Source organism: Actinocrispum sp. NPDC049592, assembly GCF_040675465.1.
Classification (GTDB): domain Bacteria; phylum Actinomycetota; class Actinomycetes; order Mycobacteriales; family Pseudonocardiaceae; genus Kibdelosporangium.
Map to the genome: position 1 here is coordinate 286670 of NZ_JBFAPA010000011.1, position 25206 is coordinate 311875.

Consider the following 25206-nt stretch of genomic DNA (forward strand, 5'->3'; position numbering starts at 1 on the left):
CGGGCAGTCCGGGGTCAATGTCCCGGTATCAAACGGTTAGCCCGAATGGTGCTAGCCATCGTGGACTAGACCATTTCACACTTGTGGACACACTCCCATTTCATGGGTCGGGGCGCGACGACTTCATGACATCCCCTGCGAGGAGATGTCCATGTCCAAGCGCAAGAGAGCCGCCGTGGTCGCGTTGCTCAGCGCGATCCCCGTCTTCCTGTCCGCTGTCCTGCCCATCAGCCTGGCGAGCGCACACGGCTCGACCATGGTTCCGCCGAGCCGCACCTACCAGTGCCGGTTCAACGAGAACCCGGAGAACCCCACCTCCGCCGCGTGCAAGGCCGCGGTCGCCGCCGGCGGCACGCAGGCCTTCTACGACTGGCACGAGGTCAACCTGCCCAACGCGGGCGGCAACTCCCGTTCGCTGATCCCCGACGGCCAGCTCTGCGGGGCCGGGCGCGCCAAGTACACCGGCCTGAACCTGGCCCGCAACGACTGGCCGGCCACCAAGCTGACCTCCGGCGCGAACTTCACGTTCCAGATCAAGGCCACCGCCCCGCACGTCGCGGTGTGGACGCAGTACGTGACCAAGGACGGCTACAACCCGCTGGTGCCGCTGCGCTGGTCCGACCTGGAGCAGTTCAACCAGGTGAGCAACCCGCCGCTGGCCAACGGCATCTACTCGATCACCACGCGCCTGCCCAGCGGCAAGTCCGGCCGGCACGTCATCTACACGATCTGGCAGCGCCAGCTCCCGGACAGCGCGGAGGCGTTCTACCTCTGCAACGACGTCATCTTCTGACCCCGGACGCGGACCGGAGGGCCGCCGGGAACCGCGACCCGGCGGCCCTCCCCAGCTCAGCGCTCGTGCGTGGTTACCTGGGTTCCACGCGGTCGATCAGGCCTTCGACGTCGATGGCCGTGATCGAGGGGATCTTCCTGGCCTCGGCCACCACGTTCACCGGCAGCCGCACCCGCAGGTAGCCGATCTTGGGGTCGCTCGACTCGACGTAACCGCCCAGCGCCTTGAGCGCGGCGGCGACCTCCTCGGTCTTACCCTCCACAGTGGACACCGTCACGCCGACGCCCGCCTTGCCCTGAGCTTTCGCCTTCTCCACCAGGCTTTCGTTGTTCACCGTAGGGACCCCCACCGACGTCGAAGACACCGGCGCGGAGCCCGTCCCCGCCGGCGCGCCACAGCCCGCGACCAGCGCGACAGCCACGCACACCGCGAAAAACCTCATGTGCACAGGACGTATACCTCACGTATAACCGTTGCATGCCGGTCACATACCAACTGCACAAGCTGTCCAGCGAGGACCTTGCCAACAGTATGGACGAACTCGTCGAGCTGTACCGGCCCGCGTTCAGCGAACCGCCGTGGCAGGAGACGCCCGAGGAACTCGCCAGGTACGCCGACCGCCTGTCGCTCCAGCTCGACACGTACCCGGGGATCACCGGTGTGGGAGCCAAACTGGACGGGCGGCTGGTGGGTGTCGTGTACGGCTGGCCCGCCATGGCCGAGTTCCCGGACACGCCGTTCTACGACTCGTTGAAAGCGGCGATCCCGGCCGAGGCGCGGCAGCAGTTGCTCGCACCCGCGCTGGAAATCGTCCAGCTGATGGTCGGCGACGCCCACCGGGGCAACGGCATTGGCCGCCTGCTGCTGGAGGTCTACACCGACGGCTGGCCCAAAGCCTGGTTGTGCACCCATCCCAAGGCTCCAGCGCGCAGGCTTTACGACAGAGCGGGGTGGCAGGCGATCGGTGAGTTCCTCAGCGACCGTGACGTTCCACGGGTCGTGTACACCAAAGCCCCCTCGTAGCAACAAAACGAGGGGGCTTTGGTGGGTCACGACTAGCTCACTGAACCGATCTGCACGACACCAGTGGCGACAACGGCGCCGTCGCTGGTGAGCACGCTGAGGTCACCCCTCAGCTTGCGGCCGCCGGCCGGCACCGACAGCGCGGTCACTGTGGCCGGAGCGGTCCACGAGGCACCGCTGGCCCGCAGGGCGTTGGCGTCGTTGACGTTGACCGAACCGAGCGCGGCGTTGGTGAACGCGTCGGAGTAGTCGAACGCCGTGGACCCGCCGGGGATGGCGAACCCGTCGATCAACGCCACCCACGGCCCGGCCGCGGGGTTGTTGACCGCCACTGCCTCTTCGGCGTCCGCGTCCGCGCTCTGGGCGGTGAGCACGCAGGCGCCCGTGGTGCAGTTGAACAGGTACAGGTCGAGGTCGGTCCCGGCCACTGCGGTGTTGCCGATCTGCGCGGTCAGCCTGGTGCTGCCCGCCGGGACGTTGATCACGACCTGCTGCTGCTGGCCCTCGGCGATGGTCGGCCGGGTGGACAGCACGCTACTCAGCGGGCCGCCCGCGATCTTGCCGGTGAAGGCGCCCGCCGAGTTCGTCGCCGTGTAGCTACGCGACACCGGGGTGTTCACCTGCACCGACGGGATCACGTCCGGGTTCGGCGTGATCGTCGCGTTGAGCACGGACGCGGTGATGCTGAACGGCGCCGAGAGGACGTCCGAGGTGCGCCGTGCCTCCACGTAGAACTCCCAGACACCCGGGATCGGGTTGGTGACCGTCCGGGAGGTCGGCGAGCCGGAGGCGCAACCGCCGCCCGCGTCAGGGTTGTAGCAGACCGTCGAGTCCAATGGGGACTCGAACGGGATGCCGCGCGGGTCGACGCGGACGAACCGCACCTGGCCCTTGCCGGCCGCGCCACCAGCGGTCATGTCGATCTTCAGGCCGGTCGCGCCCTGCGGCACGCGGACGAAGAACGTCTTGAACTGGTTGCGCTCGATCCTGCCCTTGGCGGTGAACGCGAAACCGTTGGAGCTGTTGAACTCCTGCGGCGCGAACACGGTGTTCATGATCTGCGAGTCGGTGCCAAGGGTGAACGGGTTGTCCAGCTCCAGCACCGCGGAGTGCACGCCCGCGCTGCGCGGGTTGACCTTGACGTCCACCTTGACCGGCTGGTTCAGCGGCAGCACAACGGAACCCGGCGAGTCGAACGTCCCGTCGTCACCGACCCACCGCAACCGGTACGGCACCGGCCGGTTCGAGCCCGTCGTCCGCGTGAACGTGTAGGTGCGCGTGTACTTCTTGCCGGTGGTCACGCCTTCGCGGTCGTGGATGCCGACGCCGGTTCCCGGCGGCTTCAACAGATCCGAGAAGATCGTGTGCACCTCGACCGAGCTGGTCACGGTGTCGGTGTTCGGGCCGCACTCCAGCAGCAGGAACGCGCCGAACACGTCGAACAGGCCGTTGCCCTGCTCGTAGGCACCGTAGTTGTCGAGGTACCGCGCGGACGAGTAGATCGCGGTGCGCAGCTGCGCCACCGGCGGACGCTGGCCGCCGTGGGTCGCCTTGTACGCGCTCACCAGCAGCGCGGCCGCACCGGTGGCCTGCGGGGCCGCCATCGAGGTGCCCTGCAGGTGCGCGTAGCCCTGCGGCAGGTCGTACGTGCCGGGCACGGGCGCGCCCGGGTTCCAGCGCGGCACCGTGGAGATCGCCGAGCCGGGGGCCACGATGTTCGGCTTGAAACCACCGTCCTCGCGCGGGCCGCGGGAGGAGAACGGGTGCAGGTTGTCGCGCTGGTCGATCTTGGAGCCGTAGTTGGACAGCCAGGTGGCGTTGGTGATGTACGAACCGACGCTCACCGCGTCCGTGGCGATCGACGGGTCGCCAACGGTGTTCGCGCCGGAACCGCTGTTGCCGGCCGAGATGAACAGCTGCACGTTGTACTGCGCGATGATCCGGTTGTAGATCTGCGCCCGCGCGCTGCTGCCGTCGTTGAGCGGCGGCAGGCCACCGATCGAGATGTTCACGACGTCGGCGCCGTTCTGCGCCGCGTAGAGCACACCGTCGGTCAGGCCGCTGTCGGTGCACGAGGAGGTCGTCAGGCAGGCCTTGACCGACATCAGCTTCGCGCCCGGCGCGGCACCCTGCATCCGGCCGCCCAGCAGGTCGTGCCCGGCGGTGATGCCGGCGACGTGCGAACCGTGCTCGGCACCGGCGATGCCGATGTCCACGAAGCCCGGCTTGTCGGTCTGCACGACGAAGGCCACGCGCTCGGTCCGGTCGGAGGTGGCCGGGTTGTCCTTGCCGAAGAAGCCGACGTCCTGCTTGACCTTGTAGTCGATCATCGGCGTCTCGTCGGTGAAGTCGCCGTCCTGGTCGAGGTCGACGCGCACCTGCTTGGTCACGGTGTCCTGCAGGACGCCGAACACGTCGGTGCGGTCGCCGTCGCGGTTGACGTCGCCGCCGATCTCACTGCCCGGCGAGCCGAGGTCCTGCGCGCCATTGGTCTCGCTGAACAGGCCCAGGCTGTACGGGCCGCCAGTCGCCGGCGCGGTCCAGCTCTTGCCGCTCTGGGTGAACGTGCCGGTGTGGGTGTCCGGCGAGATGGTCACCCAGGTGCCGTCGCCGCTCGTCGGGGAGTTGGCGTCGTACCAGTCGACGATCTTGCGCTCGCCGCGGCTGGTGGTGGCCAGCGCGGGGTGGTCGAGGTCGATACCACTGTCCACAACGGCCACTGTCACGCCCTTGCCGTCCCACATCGGGAACAGCTGGCCGAACTGGGCGGCGCCGGTGTCGCGGGTCGGCATGTACGGGTTGCCGCGCGGGGTGTTCGGGCCGGGCGCCGGCTGCGGCAGCGGGGTCATCGCGCCGTCGGTCTTCGGGTCGTCCCGGGCGATCAGGCCGTCGACGTCGATCGAGCGGACCGAGGCGAGCTTGGCGGCCTTGCGGGCGGCGTCCGGGGGCAACGTCGCCTTGATGTAGTCGACATCCTTGGCCTCGGACTGCACGACGGCGCCGATCGAGCGCAGCTCGTTGGCGGCGGCGTCGGACTTGCCCTTCTCCGCGGCGACCAGGATGGTCACCTCGTGCGCGCCGGCCTGCTGGGCCGCGGCGACCAGGCCACGGTCGCGGGCGTCGAGATCCTTGCCTGCCGACGGGGTGTCAAGCTCGGTGGTGGGCTGGGCTGCGGCCGTTGGCACGGCCAGCCCTAATACGGCGGTGCTCAACGCGAGCACGGCCCACCCGGCGCGGTAGCGCGAGGCGGAACGTCTTGTGGTCACGGCGAAAAGCCTCCATGGGGAGATCCCAGCTGGGGGAAGAACTGCTCTGGAAGCACATATCGCTTCCAGAGCCCGTTCAATCACACAACTGGCCTATTTCCCGCAGTCCACATTGGCCTGTTCGGCCTAGGTCCCGCAACTATGACGCCCGGGCGGTTGCGATCGGATAACGTCCTACCACCACACCTACGGAACGTCGGCGTTCGATCGCTTGCGGTTACTTCGATCTATGGCGTAGCGGCCATGAAACGCCGAGTACCAAACCACATTGCCAGCGCTTCGGGCAATCCGGCGTGGACGTCGTCACCGGCCCACGCGACGTACCCGTCCGGCCGGACGAGGACGGCCGACGCCGGTGGGTTCGGCGCGTCCACAGTGATCACGTCCACCCGATCGGACCAGTCCGCCGCGACTTCCGCTGTGATATCGGCGAAATCCAGCACGACCGGGCGCGCCGACCGCAGCTGGTCGGCGATCCGCCCGTGGGTCAGCGGGATGTCGGGCAGGAACTTTCCGACCAGCGGGTGGTTCCCGGGCATTTCGTACCGCAGGTCGGTGCCCGCCATCAGGTCCGCGAGCCGCTGGATGTTCGCCGGGTCCTGCAGCAGCTCGCCCATCAGCTCCCGCAGCGCCGTCACCTCACCGCCGGGCGCCACCAACGCCGACTGCGAGAGCGACTGCATGACAACGCGTTCGGCCAGCGGACGCCGCTCGGACTCGTACGTGTCGAGCAGCCCCTCCGGCGCCCAGCCCCGCACGGTCGCGGCGAGCTTCCAGGCGAGGTTCACCGCGTCCTGCATGCCGAGGTTGAGCCCGGGACCGCCCATCGCCGAGTGCACGTGCGCCGCGTCGCCGACCAGAAACACCCGCCCCGCACGGAACTTGTCCGCCAGCCGGGTGTTGCCGCTGGCGAGCCGCCGCAACTGGTTCGGCCCCGGGTAGTCCGGCTCGCTGATCGGCACATCGACGCCGAGCACGCGTCGCACGCTCTCCCGCAGTTCCGCCACTGTCATCGGGACATCGTCACCAGGCCCCGGCCCCCACTCGGTGGTGTGGACCATCGGCCGGCCGGGTTCGAGCTGCGCGTAGACGAACACACCCCGCTCGGTCCGGGTGAACTGGGCCGAGGCGATCCGGCCGAACCCGGGCACGTCCAGCTCACCGTCCACAAGAGACGACTCCGGCAGCGACACGTGCGCGCTGCGGGATACGGTGTCCACATTGGTCAGCCCGGGGAACTCGATCCCGGCCGCCTTGCGGACCGTGCTGCGCCCGCCATCGGCGCCCACGAGGTAGTCCGCGCGCAGCTCGTACTCACCCCCATGAACACGAACCGCGACGGTGACACCGTCACCGTCCTGCGTGAACCCGAGAACCTCGTGCCCGCGCCGGATCTCCACGTCCAGCTCGGCCGCGCGCTCCTCCAGCATCGTCTCGAGCTTCCGTTGCGGCACCGGCAGAATCGTCAGCGGGTTGGTCTCGATCCGGGTCAGGTCCAGCGGCAGTGCGCCGAACATGAACCGCGGCACCGCGAACGGCACCGGACCGCCGACCCGCTCGTGCAGTCCTCTGTGGTCGAGAACCCGGACCACCTGGCCCACCATGCCATTGGCCTTCGGCGCGGTGGCCCGCTCGGGCAACGTCTCCAGCACCACCGGGCGTTGCCCGGCCAAGGCCAGCTCACAGGCCAGCATCAGCCCGTTCGGCCCGCCCCCAGCGATCACGATCATGGACTTTCTCCTTGCATCTCAGTGAGTTTCCGCAATGCCGTGCGCAGCAACGGTCCGAACGGGACGGGCGGATCGGCCGCGATCCAGCGGGACTGGACCACGCGCACCGCCGAGAGCACCGCGCCCGCCACGATCTGCGGGTACAGGTCGTCGTCGGTGCCCAGCCGCTCGCCGATCGCCGCGGCCAGCTCGTTCTGCACGGCCTGGTAGCCCCGCAGCATCTCCCCGATCACCTGCGGGTTCTGGGTCATCCGGCGGACGCCCTCGACCCAGCCGGGCGCCGGATCCCGTTCTCCCTCAGGCATCTGCGCGTGATAGACGGCGAGGATCGACTCGGTGATCCCCTGCCACAACGACTCCCCCTCCGGTCGCGCCCGCAGCAGGTCGCCGATCTGCATGGCGCGGTTGAACTCTCGCCACGTGATCGCCTCGTACTTGCTGGCGAAGTAGTTGTTGAACGTCCGCGGCGACACCCCGGCGTCGTTCGCGATGTCCTCCACCAGCACGTTCTCCACGCCGCGCTCGACGGAAAGCCGGAGCGCCGCCCAGCTCAGCGCCTCCCGCGTGGCCTGCTTCTTGCGTTCCCGGAGCCCTGACACCTCCCCACGGTAGAGAAAAAGTGCGTGGCGCGCAAGATTGCGGGGGGCGCATGTTTTGCGGTATCCCCTAGGCTCTGCCGGAAAGGTGCGGGGGTGCCGTCACAAGGGGCGAGAATGCCGAGAACCCGAACACTTCTGCCGCTGCTGTCGTGCCTGCTCACCGCCTGCACGGTCGCGGTCCCCGGCACGCCGGTCGCGGTGCCGAACCCGAAGAAGCCCAAGCCGCCATTGACGATCGTGCTGATCAGCCCGCCGGGCACGGACCCGGCCGGCAAGAAGCTCGCCGACGCCGTCAAGGCCTACGCGGCCAAGCGGAAGGGCAAGGTCACCGAGCTGAAGACGACCGGCAACCCGAGCACCGACGGCACGGTCCTCAGCCGGGCGGCGCAGCAGAAGGCCACGGTGGTGGTCGTGGCCGCGACCGTGGCCGCGGACAAGCTCGCCCCGGCGATCATGTCGAACACCAAGCAGAAGTTCCTCGTCATCGGCAACTGCCTGGGCGGCACCCCGCCGGCGCATATGACCTGCACGCAGAACCGGGACCAGGAGGGCGTGTTCCTGCTCGGCGCCGAAGCCGGGCTGCTGAGCACCACCGGCAAGGTCGGCTCGGTGGTCGCGGTGAACACCATCCCCGAGCTCAAGCGGTTCTCCGCGCCGTTCGGCCAGGGCGCGGCGGCGGCCAAACCCGGCACCACGTTCCAGGAGGCCGCGATCGGCACCGGCACCGACGGCCGGGCCTTCAACGACCCGGTGAAGGCGGGCCAGCTCGCCACCCAGCTGGGCGCTTCGCACGTGATGACGTCGGCGTTCGGCGGCAACGCGGGCGTGTTCCAGGCGGCCAAGGCGGGCGGGTTCGGCGTGTTCGGCATGCTCGAACAGGACTGCGCGGACGGGGGCGGCACCGTGGTGGACACCCTGGTCAGCCACCCGGACGTGGTGATCAAGGACGCCATGGACGCCATTGACGCGGGCCAGCCCGGTCGGCTTCGCTCATACGGGCTCAAGGAGAACGCGCTCTCCGTGCACGCGCTGGAGGCCGACGTGGCCACCGCCCAGTGCACGATCGCCGGCAAGGCGGAGGTGATCGCGAAGGTCCGTGAGCTGCGCGAGAAGATCGTGACCGGCGAGCTGGCGGTCGCCGACCCGGCGAAGTGAAGTAGTTAGGTGTAGGGACATATGACGGACTGGATCGGCACGGCCGAGGATGTGGCCGGACAGCTGCGTGCGGACGCGGCGCAACGGGACCGGGCCAACCAGCCCCCCGGCGCCGAGATCGAGCTGCTGCGCTCGTCCGGGCTGCTGCGGGCCGGGGAGGCCGCCGACGAGGTGACCCGGATCATCTCGGCCGCGGACGCGTCCGTCGGCCACCTGATCGGCTACCACTACCTGCACCTCTGGCGGGCCTCGCTGTTCGACAACGACGTTGCCCTGCAACGGATGCACGCGAACCCGGAGTGGCTGTGGGCGGGCGTGAGCAACCCGCTGGACGCCGCCCTGCAGCTCACCCCGACCGATGACGGGCTCGTCGTGGACGGCCGCAAGACGTTCGCCACCGGCGCGAGCGTGGCCGACAAGCTCGTGGTGTCCGCGACCCGCGTGGACACCGACGAGAAGCTGACGTTCACAGTGGACGCTCGCGCCGAGGGCATCTCGTACCTGTCCGACTGGGACAACATCGGCCAGCGGCAGACCGCGAGCGGCGGCATCGTGTTCGACAGCGTGCTCATCGACGATGACGACGTCCTGGGCGTGCAGCACGAGGCTTCGATCCGGCTTTCCCTTGCCGCGCTGGGGTTCCAGCTCGCGTTGAGCCAAGTCTACGTAGGGATCGCGGTGGGTGCGCTGGCCGAGGCGGCCGACTACACGCGCGAACTCACCCGGCCCTGGTTCCTGTCCAATGTAGATAAAGCGACTGACGACCCGTACATCCTTGGCGGGTACGGCGAACTGGTCGCGGCCGTCGAAGCCGCGGGGCTGCTGGCGGACAAGGCCTCGATGGCGTTGAAGGCGGCCACCGCGGACGGCGCCGACCTCACGCCGGAGCGCCGGGCCTCGACCGCGGTGACGATCTCGGCGGCCAAGGTCATGGCCACCAAGGTGGTCAACGAGACCACGTCGAAGATCTTCGAGTTCGTCGGCGCCCGCGCGACCGCCTCGAAGTACGGGTTCGACCGGTTCTGGCGCAACGCCCGCACGCTGACCCTGCACGACCCGGTGACCTACAAGGCCCGCGAGGTCGGCGCGTACTTCCTCACCGGCGAGCACCCACCGTTCACGGGGTACAGCTGATGACCCCGGTGCTGGCCGACAGCGTCCGCCTGACGGACGCCGGCGTCGAGATCCTCGACCGCCGGGAGTTCCCGTTCCGGCAACGCTGGCTGCTCTGCCGCACCCCCGACGAGGTCGCCCGGGCGATCGAGGACCTGGTCACCCAGTCGTCCGGGCCCTACTTCGCCACGCTCTACGCGATGGTCCTCGCCGCGCGTGAGGCCGCGCACCTGCGCCCGCATGCCGCCCGCGCGCACCTGGAGCAGGCCGGGGCCAAGCTGATCAACGCCCGGGCCACCAACAACCACCTCCGCAAGGCCGTCGCCGCGGTGTTAGCCCAGGTCAGTGGATCGGGTGAAGAACTCGTGGCCTCTGCCCTGGCCGGTGCCCATGCCGGTGACTCGCTGTACCGGTCGCGGTCCCAGGCTCTCGGTTCGCACGCGGCCTCGCTCCTGCCTGCCGAGGGCGGAGTGCTGACGCACTGCTGGGCGGACCTGTACCTGATCGAACTCGTTTCCGCTGCTCAACGCTCGGGCAAACGCTTGCGCTTCTTCTGCACCGAGACCCGTCCGTACCTGCAGGGCGCCCGGCTGACCGCCGAGACGCTCGCCGAGATGAACGTGGACACGACGTTGATCTCCGACGGGATGGGCGCCGCCGTGATGCAGTCCGGCGAGGTGGACGCCCTGGTCACGGCCGCGGACCGGGTGACCATGGACGGGCACGTGGTCAACAAGATCGGTACGCTCGGGCTCGCGGTGGCGGCGAGCGCGTTCGGCGTGCCGTTCCACGCCCTGGTCCAGGCCCCCGACCAGCTCGCCCGCGGCGCCGCGGACGTGCCGATCGAGTACCGCCACGGCGACGAGGTCCTGCACACCCTGGGGCAGCGCACCGCGAGTACGAAGGTCCGCGGGCTGTACCCCGCGTTCGACGTGACACCGCCGCGGTTCGTCAGCACCATCGTCACCGACCGCGGTCCGTTCGAACCGCACCGGATCGCCGAGTACTACCGCGAAGGAGAAGCCAACCAGTGACCACGCTCAAGGCGCGCTGGGTCGTCGTGGACATCGAGGGCACCCTGACCCCGACCAGCATGGTGCACGTGGTGCTGTACGACTACGCGCGGCCGCGCCTCGGCCCCTGGATCTCCGCGCACGCCGATGACCCCGTGGTGGCCGACGCCGTCGCGCAGATCCGTTCGCTGGGCGGGCTTTCCGCCTCGGCCTCGCTGGACGAGATCGTCGGCGTGCTGCACGGCTGGATGGACGCGGACCAGAAGATCGCGCCGCTGAAGACGTTGCAGGGGCTGGTCTGGGAACGCGGGTACGCCGACGGGGACCTGGTGACCGAGTTCTTCGGCGATGTCGTGCCCGCGCTGCGGTCCTGGCACGACGCCGGGCTGGACCTCGCGGTGTTCTCGTCGGGGTCGGTCGCCGGGCAGGTCGCGTCCTTCTCCCGGACCACGGATGGCGACGTCACGGGCATGTTCTCGGCGCACTTCGACACCGTGAACGCGGGCCCGAAGCGGGAGGCGCCGTCCTACGCCAAGATCGCCTCGGTGCTGGAGCGGCCGCTGGTGTTCTTCTCCGACGTCCCGGCCGAGCTGGACGCGGCGGCGGCCGACGGCTGGCAGACCGTGGGCCTCGCGCGGCCCGGTGAGCCGTTCGGCGACGCGGATTTCGGGCCGCACCTGGCGATCCAGTCGTTCGCCGAGATCACCGTGGAGCCCGCGTGAAGCTGTTCGAAGCCGGTGCGCTGCTGGCCGCCGAGGCCGCCCGGTACACCGCGATGGGGTGGATGCGGGGCACTTCGGGCAATTTGTCGCTTCGTCTCCAAGACGACCCGCTACGGCTGGCCGTCACCGCGAGCGGCCTCGACAAGGGCGAACTGACCGCCGAGGACGTCGTCGAGATCGACGCCGCGGGGGCATCGGTTCGTCCCGATGCCAAGGTCCCGTCCGCCGAGGCCGGGCTGCACGGCCGGATCGCGGCCGTTTCCGGTGCGGGCGCGGTGATCCACGTGCACGTGCTGGCTCCCGTCCTGGCCGCCGAACGCTGGCCCGGCGGTGTCGGACTGCGGGACCTGGAAATGCTCAAGGGCTTCGGCCGCTCCGCCCACGATGACCTCGTGACCATCCCCGTCGTCCCCAACAGCCAGGACATGGTCACCCTCGGCGATGCCTTCGAGGCAGGTTTCCGCCACGACACCCCCGCGCTGATCGTTGCCCGCCACGGCCTTTACGTCTGGGGCAACGACCTCCTGCAGGCCCGCCACCGCGCGGAGTGCCTGGAGTGGCTGCTGCGGTTCATACTGAAGGCATGACGCTGCTGACGGTGTGGCCCGACTCCGACCCTGCGACCGTGCTCACGCGGACCGAGGATCCGGAGGAGATCGCGGGCGAGCTGAAGCAGTTGGGGGTGCGGTTCGAGCGGTGGCCGGTGGTGGAGGTGTCCGCCGAGCCGTCGTCCGAGGAGGTGCTCGACGCGTACCGTGCGCACGTCGACCGGGTGATCTCGTCGGAAGGCTATGTGTACGTGGACGCGTTGCACATGACGCCGACGGACACTCCTGAGTGGACGGAGATGGCCGCCCAGGCGCGGTTGAAGTTCCTCGCCGAGCACACCCACGACGATGACGAGGACCGGTTCTTCGCGCGCGGCTCGGGCGTGTTCTACCTGCACATCAACGAAAAGGTGTACGGGATCCTGTGCACCGCCGGGGATCTGCTGAGCGTCCCGGCGAACACCACGCACTGGTTCGACATGGGCAGCCGGCCCGACTACGTGGCGGTGCGGTTCTTCCACGACGACGACGGCTGGGTGGGCAACTTCACCGGCAGCCCCATCGCGCGGAACTTCCCGACCTTCGATGAGCTGACCGCGTGATCTAGCATCGGGGCCATGGCTGAGCGTGAGGTCCTGACCTGGGAGTTGTTCGGTAGCGCGTCCCGCGAGCTGGCCGAACAGGTGGCCGCGGACGGGTTTCGGCCCGACCTGATCCTGTGCATCGCGCGGGGCGGGCTGTTCGCGGCGGGCGCGCTCGGCTACGCGTTGAACGTCAAGAACCTGCACGTGATGAACGTCGAGTTCTACACGGGTGTGGACAAACGCCTGGACCTGCCGGTGATGCTGCCGCCGGTGCCGAACGTGGTCGACCTCACCGGCGCGAAGGTGCTCGTTGCCGACGACGTGGCCGACACCGGCGCAACGCTCAAGCTGGTGCACGACTTCTGCGCCGACCATGTCGCGGATGTCCGCTGTGCGGTGCTTTACGAGAAGCCGACCTCGGTGGTCAAGTGCGAGTACGTGTGGCGGCGCACCGACAAGTGGATCAACTTCCCGTGGTCGACGCTGCCGCCGGTGGTGGACGTTCCGGACGCCGTACTCGAGGCTTAGTCCTGTTCGGACAGTCGCCGCGGCTCGCTACCTCGCGGTTGGTGAGGCCTGTCGCGACCAGCTCGGCGACCTTGCGCTCGGTCTTGGTGAGTTCGCCGCTGGCCCGGGGCAGTTCAGCCGCCGCCAGCCGGGCGAATGGCGCGGCGCCGAGCGGGCATCCGGCGGCTTCGAGCGCCGTTCTCGCCTCACGCTTTGCCTTGCGCCGCAGGAGGATTTTTTCTTGCGCGAGGAGCAGGCGGTCGGCGACCTCGTCGAGGAGGTCGGTCAGCCCGGCGAACGACAGCCCGCGAGTCGCCAGAACGAGGTAGCCTCGGTCACTCGCCGTAGTCATCGCGGCCGCGCAGACCGAGGTCTTGCCGATCCCCGGTTCACCGGCGACGAGCAGCCCTCGTGGACCGCTCGTCGAGCAGCCGCTCGACGGCCGCGAGCTCCGCCCACTCCCCAGCGCACATGTTGTCCGAGACGAGCGGGGCTGCCCATTGGGGCACAAAGAGTCTTGCGGGCGGGCCCGCGAACCACGACAGTAGTCGCATGCACGCGAGCCGCGAGTTGATCGAGGCGAAACAGATGCTCACCGTGGCCCGCCAGGAGGCGATCCGCGGCAAGGCCGAGGGCGGCATCCCGATCGGCGCGGCCCTCTACGGCCCCGACGGCGAACTGCTCGGCAGCGGCCACAACCGCCGCGTCCAGGACGACGACCCCTCCATGCACGCGGAGACCGCCGCGTTCCGCAACGCGGGAAGACGCCCCCACTACCGGGACACCATCATGGTGACCACATTGTCGCCCTGTTGGTACTGCAGCGGCCTCGTGCGCCAGTTCAACATCTCTCGTGTTGTCATCGGGGAGGCCACAACGTTCTCGGGTGGTCACGACTGGCTGGCGGCTCACGGGGTTCAAGTGACCATTGTGGACGACCCCGACTGTGTGGAGCTGATGACGGAGTTCATCGAGGAACACCCGGATCTGTGGTTCGAGGACATTGGAGAGGAACGCAGCTGATGACGGTGCCACTGGTTGACATCCGCCCGTGGTTCAGCGGGACTGTGGCGGAGAAGGCGGCTTTGGCGGCTGCCGTTGACCAGGCGCTGCGGGACTCGGGCTTCCTCCTGATCAAAGGCCACGGCGTGCCCACCTCGTTGCGTGCGTCCGTGCGTGCGGCAGCGCGCAGCTTCTTTTCGTTGCCAGTGGCGGAAAAGCAGCGCTACGCGGTGTCCGTTGGCGGTCGAGGCTGGCTACCACCCGGAGCGGAGGCCAACGCCTACGCCGAGGGCCTGGAAACTCCGCCGGATCTCAAGGAGTCCTACTCGGTCGGTGCCGATCGCGCTGTGGGCATCCCCGATATCGACTCGTTCTGGTTCGCTCCCAATGTATGGCCGTCTGCTGACCTGGAGTCCGTGGCGACCTCATACATGGCCCAGATGCGCGCCCTCTCGGACACCCTTCTGGGCATTTTCGCGGCTTCGTTGTCGTTGCCGCTGGACTACTTCACTGCCCACACATCGAGTCCTACCTACACCTTCAACATCAACTGGTATCCGCCGATGACTGTGGTTGGGGCGCCCGCTGATGGGCAGTACCGGATTGGGCCGCATACCGACTTCGGCACTGTGACGGTGCTGGACCGGGAGCCAGGCGCGGGTGGGCTGCAGGTGTACACAAAGGATGGTGTGTGGGAGGACGCTCCTTACGATCCGGATGCCTTCACCGTGAACATCGGGGACCTCATGGCCCGGTGGACTGGGGATCGGTGGCGCTCCACCCGTCATCGGGTCCTGCCTCCTCAGGAGTCGGCTCCCGATGAGGACCTCGTTTCGCTGATCTTCTTCTACGAGACCAATCACGACGCTCGCATTGCATCACTCGCCCCACCTGTCGGGAGGACTTCCTACCCGGAGGTCGTCGCATCGGAGTATCTGCGGGCGAAGCTCGACGCCATCTCCATGCATTGAGGTCGTTCTCAGGGTTCCAGGTGGGGTTGTCCTCGCCGGACGGGCAGCGCCACCCAGAGGGGAGGATACGAAGGCGAGGTCTGGTGCGCTGACGCACCCGCAGTCAGGCTGAACGCACCGCTGATGCGTTCGTTGCGCCCCTGGGGACGGCAGCCAAGTGACCCGCCAAGCCTACGAAGAACGGCCTGCGGACTCCGGTCGCCATCACCATCTCCTATGACGATCTGCTCAAGGACCTCGACGACCGTATCCTCGTCGGACCCGACACCTACCTCACCGCCCGCGAGGCCCGCCGCATCGCCTGCGACAGCCACGTGTTCCCCGCCGTGCTGGGCAGCAAGTCGAACCTCTCGACATCGGGGTCAGTTCCTGCACCGTCCCCGTTCACGTCCGCCGCGCATTGCTCCTCCGTGACGGTGTCCGCCACCTCCGGGCAAGCTCAACGCCCACCACATCATCCACTGGCGCAACCACGGACCCACCAAAATCGACAACCTCGTCCTGCTCAGCCCCCACCGCCGCATAACCCAGGGACCCCATCCCTGGGCCCAAGAGTTGCCCGAAGTAGGCACAGAGCGCGGTTCGGTTTTACATGGGTGGCGGCGGCCTTAACAGCCTAAGCTGACGCCATGCTGACCGGACTGCACACAATCATCTACTCCCCCAAGGCCGACGAACTGCGCGCGTTCCTCCAGGACATCCTCGAACTCCCCTTCGTCGACGCGGGTGGGGGATGGCCGATCTATGCGATGCCGCCCGCCGAACTGGCGGTCCATCCTTCAGAAGAGTCCAAACACGAGCTCTACCTGATGTGCACCGACATCGAGGAGGCGGTCGGGCAGCTCCGGGCGAAGGGGGTGGAGGTCAGCGAGCCGCAGAACCAGGGGTGGGGGATTCTGGCGAGCATCACGTTGCCGGATGGGTCACCGCTGGGGATCTACGAACCCCGTCACCCCACGCCCAGCCGGTAGACGCGCTGGGCGGTGTCGGTGCCGATCATGGTGCCGAAGCGGAGGGCATCGTCGGCGGTCCAGGCGCCGTCGGTCACGCCGTCCTCGAAAACCCGTGAAAGCCCCCGGCGGAACAACAGTGCCGAGAGGTAGTAGAACTCCGCCAACCCGAAGGCATCCGAGGAGAACAAGAACTTCCCGAACGGCGCCAACTCCAAAGCCTCCGCGAGTACGGCACTCGCCCGGTCCCCGAGGTTGTGCGTAGCCAACCCGAGATCCACGTAGATGTGCGGGAAAACCTGTGCGAGATATCCAGCCTCGCGGTGAAACGGGTAGTTGTGCAACAACATGATGGGCACACCGGTGGGTTCAATGGCGCGGATCAGCCCCGTCAACAGCAGCGGGTCACACGTCCGGAGGTCCACATCGGAGTCCCCGAGACCCGCGTGGAACTGCACCGGAAGCCCCAGATCGACCCCGCACCACACCAGAAAAACCTGCAACACAGGGGAAGCCAACCGCCGAGGACCGGACAGCCACCGGCCCGCGGCCACCGCGACCTCGGCGTGTGAAGGCCGCGCATCGGGAAGATCCAGGCCCGTGCGGTAGGCGGCGATGGACTTCACGCCCACCGCGTCCTGGCACCGAGCCGCCAAAAGCGACTGAAACGCCTCGGCGAACCCCGCAGCGCTAACGGAACCGTGCAGCGACTCGGCGACCTGCTCCAGCCGCACGATCTCAAAAGCAGGGCCGCCAGCCAAAGCCGCCAACGATCCGGGCGAAGAGATCGGCTCCGGCACATACCCGGTGTCCACGCACAAAGCCGACAACCCAGCCGCCCCAAGAAACCGCGCAGCCACCTCCTCATGCCCCAAGGCGGCCCGCCGCGAAACGTACGAAGACACCGAGGTATGCGAAGGCAAGTCCAGCACCGGAGCACACCACCGCCGCACGGCGAGCCCGATCCGCGAAGAAAACGCGTCGAGCGGCGCCGCGGCCTCGGTCAGCAAAGCAGCGAACGAGGCTTCGGAAAGGTCTCGTTGGACGAGTCCGTGGCAGTGGTGGTCAATCAGCGGCAGTTTCTCGAACATCGACGAGCCTCTCCCCGACCCGGCGGGTCAGAGCCGGAGCCAGCAGCACGACAACCACCGAAAGCAGCAGCCACCCGCCGGCCACCACGGGCAGCCACCGCGCGGGTCCTTCGGTCGGATAGGGAATCACGTTGCGGTACAAGGTGTAACCCAGAACCACGATGGCCGCCACCGGAATGACCACCTGCCACCGCGGCACGTCCATCAACCGCTGCACGAACACCAGCCGGATCGCGCCCAAAGTCGTCAACAGGTACGCCACCAGCAAGATCAACGTCCCAATGGCCCCGTACCAGGCGACCATGTCGAAAACCGTGGCCCCGAACACCAAAGCCGACCCCACGATCAACACGAGCCCGACAGCGGCAACGACAGCCGCCGCCCGCCCAGGAGTCCCCGCACCGGAAGTCACGCCAAGTCCGCGCGACCCGAAACCATCCCGCGACAGGGCGAACAACAACCGGGAAGCCCCAACGATACAAGCCAGCATGCACCCAAAGGCGCTCACGCACGCGCCCAAAGTGATCAGCTCCCCGACCCAACCGCCCACAAAGGACCGTCCCAGATCCCCCACCACAGCGGAAGAAGAACCGAACGCGGCCGGGTCTCCAAAGGCCATCATCGAAACAGCCGTCACCACCACGAAGAACACCCCACCGAACAAAGCCGTCCCCAGGATCGCCCGCGGAATGGCCCGCCGCGGCTGCGTCGTCTCCTCACCCAAGGTCGCCGCCGCCTCGAACCCGGCGAACGACAAGAACGCGTACACCACCCCAAGGAACAGCGAAGACCCACCGACGTCCGGCGACAGTGTGAACACCTCGAACGAGACCCGCGCGGAGGACACCAGCCGCACGAACACGATCACGCTCACCAGCAGGATCAAGGCGACCGTGACGACCTCGACCACCAGCACGAAGTTCGTCCCCCGCCGGGCAGGCACGACCGTGAGCCACAACCCCAGCACCATCGCCAGCCCCGCGAGCAGGAACGGCGCCCACGAGGGCGGCGCCGGCCACACCCCGATGACCTGCAGGAAAGCCGTGCCGAAGTTCCCCGCGGCCGAAGCGGTCCCCACCGCGAACAACGTGTAGGTCCCCAACAACCCCAGCCCGGCGACGACTCCGGTCCGCGGTCCCAGAGTCGCGCCGACGAACGCGTAGACCGAGCCCGCGTGGTTGAAGTACTGGCACAACCGCACGAACCCGTACGCCACCAGCAGCACAGCCACCGCGGCCAGCACGAACGCCAACGGCACCGCCCGGCCCACGGACGGGACCATGAACTGCGGGTTGATGTTGACCGCCATGCTCGGCGCCATCAGGGCGACCGACAGGCCGATCGCCTGCCACACGGTGAGCGTTCGCCGGAGTTGTGCCATCGCGTACTCCCCTCTACAAGGAGATCATTGACCCCAACATAGGAGTGAGGGGAAGCGATGGATCTCGCGAACTTGACCGCGCGCGGGGTGCTGGCGGTGGCCGTGACCTGGGTCGACACCAGCGGCATCACTCGTGTCAAAGCGGTACCGGTGCAACGCCTGAAGCACGCCGTGACCAGCGGGATCGGCAACTCCCCCGTCTTCGACCACTTCCTGCTCGACGACTCGATCGTAGGCGGCGGGCCGGTCGGGGATCTACGGTTGCGGCCCGACTTGGCCCGGTTGGCGGTGCTCGCGGCGCAGCCCGGATGGGCTTGGGCGCCGGGCGTCCGGTACGACCAGGAGGGCAAGGTCTACCCCACCGACAGCCGCGGGCTGGCCATCCGGACCGTCGAGCAGCTCGCCGAGCAGGGGCTGAGCGTGCGGGCCGCGTTCGAGGTCGAGTGGTGCGTGTCCAGCGGTGCGGGCGACGAGTTCGTCCCGGCCTGCTCCGGCCCGGCGTACGGGATGGTCCGGCTGGCCGAGCTGGCCGGGTACCTGCACGACGTCATCGAGGCGCTGACCACGCAGGGTGTCCACGTCGAGCAGATCCACCCCGAGTACGCGGCCGGGCAGTACGAGCTGTCGGTGGCCGCGGAGAGCCCGGTGGACGCCGCCGACACGCTGGTGCTGGTCCGCGAGACGATCCGGGCGGTCAGCCAGAACCACGGCCTGCGGGCCACGTTCGCGCCGAAGGTGCTGGCCGGTGGGGTCGGCAACGGCGGCCACATCCACCTGAGCGTGTGGCGCGACGGCCGCAACCTGATGGGCGGCGGCGACGGGCCGTGCGGGATGACCGGCGAGGGCGAGTCGTTCATGGCCGGGATCCTCACCCGGCTGCCTGCGCTGCTCGCGATCGGCGCGCCCTCGGTGGCCAGCTACCTGCGGCTGGTGCCGTCCAGCTGGGCGGGTCCGTACCAGTGCTGGGGCCTGGAGAACCGGGAGGCCGGGCTGCGGTTCATCACCGCCGGCGAGCCGAACCTGGAGGTCAAGTGCTTCGACGGCTCGGCCAACCCGTACCTGGCGGTCGCCGCGCTGCTGATCGCCGGCGGCGCCGGGATCACCGAGGGCGCGCAGCTGCCGGAACCGATCAATGTGGACCCCGTGACGCTTGAGGGGGTGCCCATGCTGCCGATCGACCTGGACCAGTCCCTGGTCGCGTTCGAGAACGAGCCGACCCTGCTGGCCGCGTTCGGCGAGCAACTCAGCGCCGCCATAGCGACCGTCCGGCGGGGTGAAATAGCACTGTTCGAGGGAAACACCGCGCAAGAAGTTGCCGAACGCAGCCGTTGGCGTTACTGACAAGTACAGCTAGTGTTGCTGGTCCAGGGCGCGAGCGGCAAAGGAGCGGTCTTGATCAGCGGCGAGGACCTGCAGCGGGAGATCGACGGACAGACGGTCGCAAAGCTCTTGCGGCGCAACGCGAACGAGTACGGCGATCTACCGGCGCTGAGTTCGCACTGGGGCCCGGACAAGACCACACTGACCTGGTCGGAGGTCCGAGAGAGCGTGGCCGCGCTGGCGCACGGCCTGATCGAGCTGGGGCTCGGGCAGAGCGACCGCATGCTCATCATGTCGTCCCGGCGGCCCGAGCACTGGATGGTCGACCAGGCGGCGATGCACACCGGCGCGATCTCGTGCACCACCTACGACACGCTGTCCACCGAGCAGATCGCGTTCGTGGCCAGGCACAGCGCCGCGCCGATCGTCGTGCTGGAAGGCGCCGAGCAGCTCGGCCGCTGGCTGCCCGCCCTGCCGGAGCTGCCCGCGCTGCGCAAGATCATCGTCATCGACGAGGCCGCGATCCCGGCCGGTGACGACCGGTTCGTCTCCTACCGCGAGGTGCACGAGAAGGGCGCCGCCCGGCACGCCGCCGACCCGGCGGTCTTCGAGCAGCTCACCGACGCGCTCGGGTTCGAGCAGCCGATCTGCATGATCTACACCTCGGGCACCACCGGCGACCCGAAGGGCGTGGTGCTGTCCAACCACAACATCATGGCCGAGGCCGCGTCGGTCGAGCTGGCGCACCCGCTGCCGATGCACGGCCATTCGGTGTCGTACCTGCCGTTCGCGCACATCGCCGAGCGGATGCTGGGCATCTACCTGGTGATCTACAAGGCCGGGCACGCCACTCTGGTCGCCGACCACACCCAGATCGTGCCCGCGCTGCACGGGGTCAAGCCGTTCGGCCTGTTCGGGGTGCCGCGGGTGTGGGAGAAGATGGCCGCCGCGCTGCAGGGCGGTCTCGCCGCGCTGCAAGGCGAGCAGGCCGCCGGGGTGCAGGCGGCTCGCGATGCCGCGCTGGAAGTGTGGCGGCTCAAGGGTTCCGGCCAACCCGTGCCCGAGGAGCTCGCCGCCAAGCTAGCGGTGCTGGACGAAAAGGCACTGCTCCCGATCCGAACCATGCTCGGCCTGGACCAGATGCACCGCGGTGGCAACAGCGGCGCCGCGCCGATCCCGGTCGCGGTGCTGGACTTCCTTGCCAGCGTGGGCATTCCGGTGCTCGAGGTGTGGGGCCTGAGCGAGACCACCGGCGCGGTCACCGAGAACGTGCCCACCGCGTACCGGCCCGGCTCGGTCGGCCGCCCGCTGCCCGGCGCGGAGATCAAGCTCGGCGAGGACGACGAGCTGCTGGTCCGCGGCCCGCACGTCTTCCTGGGGTACCTGCAGGAGGACGGCTCGATCAAGCCGGATGTCGACGAGGACGGCTGGCTGGCCACCGGCGACGTCGGCCGGATCGACGAGGACGGGTTCGTCTACATCACCGACCGCAAGAAGGAGCTGATCATCACCTCGGGCGGCAAGAACATCGCGCCGACCAAGGTGGAGGGCCTGCTGCGGGCGCACCCGCTGATCGGCCAGGCGGTGGCCATCGGCGACAGCCGGCCGTTCGTCAGCGCGCTGCTGGTGCTGGACGAGGAGGCGGCGCCGTTGTGGGCCAAGGCGAAGGGCCTGCCGTCGGTCGAGTTGTCCGACCTGGCCAAGGACCCGGTCGTGCTGGCCGAGCTGACCGCCGCGGTGGAGCAGGCGAACTCGGTTCTGTCCAAAGTGGAGCAGATCAAGAAGTTCGAGGTGCTGGACCGGGCCTGGACGCCGGAAACCGGCGAGCTGACGCCGACCCTGAAGCTGCGCCGCCGGGTGATCACCGCCCGCTATTCGGAGGCGATCGACGGTCTGTACGCATAGTGTGGTGGAGTGAGTTCCCACCACACTGAGCAAACGACACTCACGGTCAACGGGGAAGTCCGCAGCTTCCCCGTTGATCCGCGAACGACCCTGGTAGACGCGCTGCGTGAGCGGCTCGGGCTGACCGGGACCAAGAAGGGCTGCGACCGCGGCGAGTGCGGAGCGTGCACGGTCCTGCTGGACGGCAAGCGCGTGTTGTCCTGCATGATGCTCGCGGTCGCCGCCGAGGGGGCCTCGATCACCACGATCGAGGGACTGTCCGCCGAGGGCGAACTGCATCCGGTCCAGCGGGCCTTCCACGTCAACGACGCGTTCCAGTGCGGCTTCTGCACGCCCGGCCAGGTGCTCTCGGCCGTGGCCTGCATCCAGGAGGGGCACGCCGGGTCGCCCGAGGAGATCAAGGAGTGGATGAGCGGCAACATCTGCCGCTGCGCCGCCTACCCGCAGATCGTCGCCGCGGTCACGGAGGCGAGTGTCCAATGAAGACATTCACCTACGCCCGGGCGGACAGCGTCGAGGAGGCGCTGGCCGCACTGGCCGAGCCCGGAACGCAGCTGATGGCCGGCGGTACCGAGCTGGTGAACTGGCTCAAGGAGGGCATCGAGCAGCCGGACCGGCTGGTCGACATCACCCGGTTGCCGCTGCGCGGCATCGAGGAAGCCCATGTCCTGCGCATCGGCGCGCTGACCACGATGAGCGAGGTGCAGGCGAGCCCGTGGGTGCGACGCAACTACCCGGTGCTCGCCGAGTCGTTGCTGCGGGCGGCTTCGCCGCAGCTGCGCAACATGGCGACCATCGGCGGCAACCTGCAGCAGCGCACCCGCTGCCCGTACTTCCGCTCGGACACGCCGGTTCCTTGCAACAAAAGGGAACCGGGCAGCGGCTGCTCGGCACTGTCTGGGGAGACAGGCGGTCTGGCCATCTTCGGCTGGAGCGAGCAGTGCGTCGCCACGCACCCCTCCGACCTGGCTGTCGCCTTGGCCGCGTTGGACGCCACGATCGTGGTGCGCAGCGCCGAAGGCGAGCGCCGGATCCCGGCGACCGAGTTCCACACGCTTCCCGGGGACGAGCCTGCCAGGACCACCGAGCTGCGGCCGGACGAGCTGATCGTCGCGGTCGAGCTCCCGTACATCGCGCCGAACTCGTTCTACCTCAAGGTCCGGGAGCGGGTGTCCTACGAGTTCGCGGTTGTCTCCGCCGCGGCGGCGGTCTCGTTGGCGGGCAACGAGATCGCCTCGGCACACGTGGCTCTGGGCGGGGTCGCCCACCGGCCCTGGCGGCTGACCGCTGCCGAGGCCGCGCTTTCCGGCGTTGCCATTGACGACAAAGCCGCGCTCGGCCGGGCCATTGAACAGTCCTTTGTGGATGCCCGCCCGCTGGCGGGGAACGAGTACAAGGTGATCCTCGCCCAGCGCGCGGCCGTGCGGGCCCTGATGACGGCGGGTGGTGCGGTATGACCAGCCTGATCCGGCCAGACGGTCCGGCCAAGCTCACCGGGCGGGCCACCTACGCCGCGGACACCCAGGTCCCGGACGTGGTCTACGCCGCCCTCGCACCCGCGACCGTCCCCTTTGGACGTGTTGTCGAGGTGAACCTCAAGGCGGCGTTGGACGCGCCGGGCGTCATCGAGGCCTACGACCACACGAACTTCGTGCCGATGGTCGCGATGCAGGCGCCGATGCTCGGCCACTCGGTGATCCCGTTGCAGCAGGACAAGATTCACTACGACGGCCAGCCGATCGCCCTGGTGCTCGCCGAAACGCTGGAACAGGCGCAGCACGCGGCCCAGCTGGTCACCGCGACCTACGCGGACACCGGCACGCCACTGATGTTCGACCAGGCCGAGGACATCGGCCCGGGCGGCCCGCAATGGATCCCGCTGGACGCCGTGAAAGGCGACCACCAGGCCGGTCTGGCCGCGGCGGACAAGACGATCACGGCCGCCTACACCACCTCAGACCGGCACCACAGCGCGATCGAGCCCTCGGCGACCATCGCGTGGTGGGAGGGCGAGGAGGTCGTCCTGCACAGTTCCGTGCAGGCCGCGGCGATGGCCCAGCCGGTGGTGGCGACCGCGTTCGGCGTCCCGGCCGAGCACGTGCGGGTGATCTGCCCGTTCGTCGGCGGCGGGTTCGGGTCGAAAGGCTATGTGTGGCCGCACTTGTTGTTGGCCGCGGCCGCTGCCAAGGCATCGGGCCGGGCGGTCAAGCTGGTGATGACGCGGGCGCAGATGTTCTCGTTGAGTGGTCACCAGCCGGCGACCGCGCACGAGGTCACGTTGGCCGCCACCAACGACGGCAAGCTCACCGCGGTCCGGCACTACGGTGTGAACGCGGCCGCGCGAGTGGGCCAGTACTACGAGGCCACAACCTCCGCGTCGACCTGGCTCTACGACAGCCCGAACATCGAGGTGCACAACCGGATCCGCGAGGTCGACCGGCCGCAGCCGACCCCGATGCGGGCCCCGATGGAGGGCATGGGCCAGTTCGCGCTCGAGTCCGCGGTCGACGAGCTCGCGCACGAGCTGGGCATCGACCCGGTGGAGTTCCGGATCCGCAACGAGCCTGCGGTCAACCCGATGGACGGCAAGCCGTTCTCGCAGCGCTCGCTGGTCGAGTGCCTGCGGCAGGGCGCTGCGAAGTTCGGCTGGGCCGACCGCAAGCCGGGCATGCGCGACGGCAACGACCTGATCGGCTGGGGCGTGGCGGTTTCGACGATGCCCGCGTTCCGGATGCCTTCCTCGGCACGGGTCCGGGTCGGCAGCGACGGTCATGTCGTTGTGGAGACCGGCATGCAGGAGATCGGCAGCGGCCTGCCCGGGATGGTCCAGCTCGTGGCGGGCGAGGTGCTCGGTGTCGACCCGGCGGATGTCGAGGTGCGGCACGGCGACTCGTCGTTCCCGCCGCACTCCGGCACGGTCGGCTCGATCTCCACCGGCGCACTGGGTTCGGCCGTTCAGGCGGCCGCGACCGAGGTGCTGGAGAAGCTCCAGGCGCAGCCCGGCGACCAGCTGGGCGCGATGGTCGACGCCGCGGGGCTGGAGTTCGTCGACGCCGAGGCCCGCTGGGCGCCGGACGAGGCGTCCGGTGGCTACTCGATCCAGACCTATGGCGCGGTGTTCGCCGAGGTCAGGGTGGACGAGGACCTCGGGCTCGTGCGGGTGCCGCGGATCGTCGCGGTGTACAGCGCGGGCCGGATCATCAACCAGCTCGCCGCGCGCAGCCAGATGAGCGGCGGCATCATCTGGGGCCTCGGCCAGGCCCTGCTGGAGAAGTCGGTGATGGAGCCGACGATGGGCCGGTTCCTGTCCCGCAACCTCGCCGGGTACGTGGTCCCGGTGAACGCGGACATCGGCTCGATCGACGTCTCGTTCGTCGACGAAGCAGACCGGATCGCCAGTCCCGTTGGCGCCAAAGGCATCGGTGAGCTTGGTGCGACCGGCGTGTCGGCCGCGATCGCCAACGCCGTGTTCCACGCCACCGGCCGCCGGGTGCGTGACCTGCCTATCCGCATCCACGACCTGCTGTGATCCA

The 25206-nt window shown here is 68.7% G+C and carries 24 protein-coding genes and 1 pseudogene; 18 read left to right on the top strand and 7 right to left on the bottom strand.

The genetic code is table 11. From position 1 onward, the window contains the following. Positions 1–151: 151 nt before the first annotated feature. Positions 152–793, top strand: a complete 642-nt coding sequence (locus tag AB0J95_RS27410) for a lytic polysaccharide monooxygenase (protein ID WP_364763586.1) — start codon at positions 152–154, stop codon at positions 791–793. A 73-nt stretch (positions 794–866) separates the two neighbouring features. On the opposite strand, the gene AB0J95_RS27415 is transcribed toward AB0J95_RS27410, so the two are convergent. Next, positions 867–1127, bottom strand: a complete 261-nt coding sequence (locus AB0J95_RS27415; protein ID WP_364763588.1) for a hypothetical protein — start codon at positions 1125–1127, stop codon at positions 867–869. Positions 1128–1270: 143 nt separating this feature from the next. Here AB0J95_RS27415 and AB0J95_RS27420 point away from each other — a divergent pair, with 143 nt between their 5' ends. Beyond that, positions 1271–1816 carry a GNAT family N-acetyltransferase gene (locus AB0J95_RS27420; protein ID WP_364763590.1) on the top strand — a complete coding sequence of 182 codons (546 nt, stop codon included), beginning with the start codon at positions 1271–1273 and terminating at the stop codon, positions 1814–1816. Positions 1817–1848: 32 nt separating this feature from the next. On the opposite strand, the gene AB0J95_RS27425 is transcribed toward AB0J95_RS27420, so the two are convergent. From AB0J95_RS27425 to AB0J95_RS27435, 3 genes are all read right to left on the bottom strand, one after another. Further along, on the bottom strand, positions 1849–5082 hold the full coding sequence (locus tag AB0J95_RS27425; protein ID WP_364763593.1) for a S8 family serine peptidase: 3234 nt from the start codon (positions 5080–5082) through the stop codon (positions 1849–1851). A 227-nt stretch (positions 5083–5309) separates the two neighbouring features. After that, a complete protein-coding gene (locus AB0J95_RS27430) occupies positions 5310–6812 on the bottom strand; it encodes an FAD-dependent monooxygenase (RefSeq protein WP_364763596.1) in 1503 nt (500 codons plus the stop codon). Continuing rightward, on the bottom strand, positions 6809–7411 hold the full coding sequence (locus tag AB0J95_RS27435; RefSeq protein WP_364763599.1) for a TetR family transcriptional regulator: 603 nt from the start codon (positions 7409–7411) through the stop codon (positions 6809–6811). The genes AB0J95_RS27430 and AB0J95_RS27435 overlap by 4 nt, the downstream gene beginning before the upstream one ends. 114 nt (positions 7412–7525) lie before the next feature. Here AB0J95_RS27435 and AB0J95_RS27440 point away from each other — a divergent pair, with 114 nt between their 5' ends. Genes AB0J95_RS27440 through AB0J95_RS27470 form a run of 7 tightly spaced genes read left to right on the top strand, consistent with a single transcriptional unit; the run spans position 7526 to position 13074 of the window. Next, positions 7526–8566, top strand: a complete 1041-nt coding sequence (locus AB0J95_RS27440; RefSeq protein WP_364763602.1) for a BMP family ABC transporter substrate-binding protein — start codon at positions 7526–7528, stop codon at positions 8564–8566. A gap of 21 nt (positions 8567–8587) precedes the next feature. Next, complete coding sequence (locus AB0J95_RS27445; protein ID WP_364763605.1) at positions 8588–9700, top strand: acyl-CoA dehydrogenase family protein; 1113 nt, start codon at positions 8588–8590, stop codon at positions 9698–9700. Continuing rightward, on the top strand, positions 9700–10713 hold the full coding sequence (locus AB0J95_RS27450) for a s-methyl-5-thioribose-1-phosphate isomerase (protein ID WP_364763608.1): 1014 nt from the start codon (positions 9700–9702) through the stop codon (positions 10711–10713). The genes AB0J95_RS27445 and AB0J95_RS27450 overlap by 1 nt, the downstream gene beginning before the upstream one ends. Next, positions 10710–11414: an acireductone synthase gene (gene mtnC / locus AB0J95_RS27455; protein ID WP_364763611.1), complete on the top strand. Its 705-nt coding sequence runs from the start codon at positions 10710–10712 to the stop codon at positions 11412–11414. The genes AB0J95_RS27450 and mtnC overlap by 4 nt, the downstream gene beginning before the upstream one ends. Further along, a complete protein-coding gene (gene mtnB, locus AB0J95_RS27460) occupies positions 11411–12001 on the top strand; it encodes a methylthioribulose 1-phosphate dehydratase (protein WP_364763614.1) in 591 nt (196 codons plus the stop codon). Before mtnC ends, mtnB begins: the two co-directional genes overlap by 4 nt. Continuing rightward, positions 11998–12564: a cupin gene (locus AB0J95_RS27465; RefSeq protein WP_364763617.1), complete on the top strand. Its 567-nt coding sequence runs from the start codon at positions 11998–12000 to the stop codon at positions 12562–12564. The genes mtnB and AB0J95_RS27465 overlap by 4 nt, the downstream gene beginning before the upstream one ends. Before the next feature lie 15 nt (positions 12565–12579). Next, positions 12580–13074, top strand: coding sequence for a phosphoribosyltransferase (locus AB0J95_RS27470; RefSeq protein WP_364763620.1), 495 nt, complete (start codon positions 12580–12582; stop codon positions 13072–13074). Here AB0J95_RS27470 and AB0J95_RS27475 read toward each other — a convergent pair. After that, positions 13010–13564, bottom strand: a complete 555-nt coding sequence (locus AB0J95_RS27475; RefSeq protein ID WP_364763623.1) for an AAA family ATPase — start codon at positions 13562–13564, stop codon at positions 13010–13012. The two genes, AB0J95_RS27470 and AB0J95_RS27475, sit on opposite strands and share 65 nt — an antisense overlap. Before the next feature lie 41 nt (positions 13565–13605). Between AB0J95_RS27475 and AB0J95_RS27480 the strand changes: the two genes are divergently transcribed. From AB0J95_RS27480 to AB0J95_RS27495, 4 genes and pseudogenes are all read left to right on the top strand, one after another. After that, entirely contained in the window at positions 13606–14076 is a 471-nt protein-coding gene (locus tag AB0J95_RS27480; protein ID WP_364763626.1) for a nucleoside deaminase, read from the top strand. Continuing rightward, the gene (locus AB0J95_RS27485; RefSeq protein ID WP_364763628.1) at positions 14076–15026 is read left to right on the top strand and encodes a 2-oxoglutarate and iron-dependent oxygenase domain-containing protein; all 951 of its coding nucleotides are present in this window, start codon (positions 14076–14078) and stop codon (positions 15024–15026) included. Before AB0J95_RS27480 ends, AB0J95_RS27485 begins: the two co-directional genes overlap by 1 nt. Positions 15027–15473: 447 nt before the next feature. Further along, a pseudogene (locus AB0J95_RS27490) lies at positions 15474–15638 on the top strand (HNH endonuclease signature motif containing protein); the annotation flags it as partial. Between the two features lie 17 nt (positions 15639–15655). After that, positions 15656–15997 carry an extradiol dioxygenase gene (locus AB0J95_RS27495; protein WP_364763630.1) on the top strand — a complete coding sequence of 114 codons (342 nt, stop codon included), beginning with the start codon at positions 15656–15658 and terminating at the stop codon, positions 15995–15997. Here the strand turns inward: AB0J95_RS27495 and AB0J95_RS27500 are convergent. Both AB0J95_RS27500 and AB0J95_RS27505 read right to left on the bottom strand, forming a co-directional pair. Continuing rightward, positions 15976–17067 carry an amidohydrolase family protein gene (locus AB0J95_RS27500; protein ID WP_364763632.1) on the bottom strand — a complete coding sequence of 364 codons (1092 nt, stop codon included), beginning with the start codon at positions 17065–17067 and terminating at the stop codon, positions 15976–15978. The genes AB0J95_RS27495 and AB0J95_RS27500 overlap by 22 nt on opposite strands. Further along, positions 17042–18448 (bottom strand): APC family permease, encoded by a 1407-nt coding sequence (locus tag AB0J95_RS27505; RefSeq protein WP_364763635.1) that lies wholly within the window; start codon positions 18446–18448, stop codon positions 17042–17044. The genes AB0J95_RS27500 and AB0J95_RS27505 overlap by 26 nt, the downstream gene beginning before the upstream one ends. Before the next feature lie 57 nt (positions 18449–18505). On the opposite strand from AB0J95_RS27505, the gene AB0J95_RS27510 reads away from it, so the two are divergent. The 5 genes from AB0J95_RS27510 to AB0J95_RS27530 are packed head-to-tail and all read left to right on the top strand — an operon-like array spanning position 18506 to position 25202. Beyond that, a complete protein-coding gene (locus AB0J95_RS27510; RefSeq protein WP_364763637.1) occupies positions 18506–19789 on the top strand; it encodes a glutamine synthetase family protein in 1284 nt (427 codons plus the stop codon). Between the two features lie 51 nt (positions 19790–19840). Beyond that, positions 19841–21673, top strand: a complete 1833-nt coding sequence (locus AB0J95_RS27515) for an AMP-dependent synthetase/ligase (RefSeq protein WP_364763639.1) — start codon at positions 19841–19843, stop codon at positions 21671–21673. Between the two features lie 9 nt (positions 21674–21682). Continuing rightward, the gene (locus AB0J95_RS27520; RefSeq protein ID WP_364763642.1) at positions 21683–22156 is read left to right on the top strand and encodes a (2Fe-2S)-binding protein; all 474 of its coding nucleotides are present in this window, start codon (positions 21683–21685) and stop codon (positions 22154–22156) included. Then, entirely contained in the window at positions 22153–23130 is a 978-nt protein-coding gene (locus tag AB0J95_RS27525) for a xanthine dehydrogenase family protein subunit M (RefSeq protein WP_364763644.1), read from the top strand. The genes AB0J95_RS27520 and AB0J95_RS27525 overlap by 4 nt, the downstream gene beginning before the upstream one ends. Continuing rightward, positions 23127–25202, top strand: coding sequence for a xanthine dehydrogenase family protein molybdopterin-binding subunit (locus tag AB0J95_RS27530; RefSeq protein WP_364763646.1), 2076 nt, complete (start codon positions 23127–23129; stop codon positions 25200–25202). Before AB0J95_RS27525 ends, AB0J95_RS27530 begins: the two co-directional genes overlap by 4 nt. The last annotated feature ends 4 nt before the right edge of the window (positions 25203–25206 follow it).

Coding starts and splice junctions, on each gene's coding strand:
- AB0J95_RS27410 (WP_364763586.1), top strand. CDS start 152: ATGTCCAAGCGCAAGAGAGCCGCCGTGGTCGCGTTGCTCAGCGCGATC.
- AB0J95_RS27420 (WP_364763590.1), top strand. CDS start 1,271: ATGCCGGTCACATACCAACTGCACAAGCTGTCCAGCGAGGACCTTGCC.
- AB0J95_RS27430 (WP_364763596.1), bottom strand. CDS start 6,812: ATGATCGTGATCGCTGGGGGCGGGCCGAACGGGCTGATGCTGGCCTGT.
- AB0J95_RS27440 (WP_364763602.1), top strand. CDS start 7,526: ATGCCGAGAACCCGAACACTTCTGCCGCTGCTGTCGTGCCTGCTCACC.
- AB0J95_RS27445 (WP_364763605.1), top strand. CDS start 8,588: ATGACGGACTGGATCGGCACGGCCGAGGATGTGGCCGGACAGCTGCGT.
- AB0J95_RS27450 (WP_364763608.1), top strand. CDS start 9,700: ATGACCCCGGTGCTGGCCGACAGCGTCCGCCTGACGGACGCCGGCGTC.
- AB0J95_RS27465 (WP_364763617.1), top strand. CDS start 11,998: ATGACGCTGCTGACGGTGTGGCCCGACTCCGACCCTGCGACCGTGCTC.
- AB0J95_RS27470 (WP_364763620.1), top strand. CDS start 12,580: ATGGCTGAGCGTGAGGTCCTGACCTGGGAGTTGTTCGGTAGCGCGTCC.
- AB0J95_RS27480 (WP_364763626.1), top strand. CDS start 13,606: ATGCACGCGAGCCGCGAGTTGATCGAGGCGAAACAGATGCTCACCGTG.
- AB0J95_RS27485 (WP_364763628.1), top strand. CDS start 14,076: ATGACGGTGCCACTGGTTGACATCCGCCCGTGGTTCAGCGGGACTGTG.
- AB0J95_RS27495 (WP_364763630.1), top strand. CDS start 15,656: ATGCTGACCGGACTGCACACAATCATCTACTCCCCCAAGGCCGACGAA.
- AB0J95_RS27500 (WP_364763632.1), bottom strand. CDS start 17,067: ATGTTCGAGAAACTGCCGCTGATTGACCACCACTGCCACGGACTCGTC.
- AB0J95_RS27505 (WP_364763635.1), bottom strand. CDS start 18,448: ATGGCACAACTCCGGCGAACGCTCACCGTGTGGCAGGCGATCGGCCTG.
- AB0J95_RS27510 (WP_364763637.1), top strand. CDS start 18,506: ATGGATCTCGCGAACTTGACCGCGCGCGGGGTGCTGGCGGTGGCCGTG.
- AB0J95_RS27525 (WP_364763644.1), top strand. CDS start 22,153: ATGAAGACATTCACCTACGCCCGGGCGGACAGCGTCGAGGAGGCGCTG.
- AB0J95_RS27530 (WP_364763646.1), top strand. CDS start 23,127: ATGACCAGCCTGATCCGGCCAGACGGTCCGGCCAAGCTCACCGGGCGG.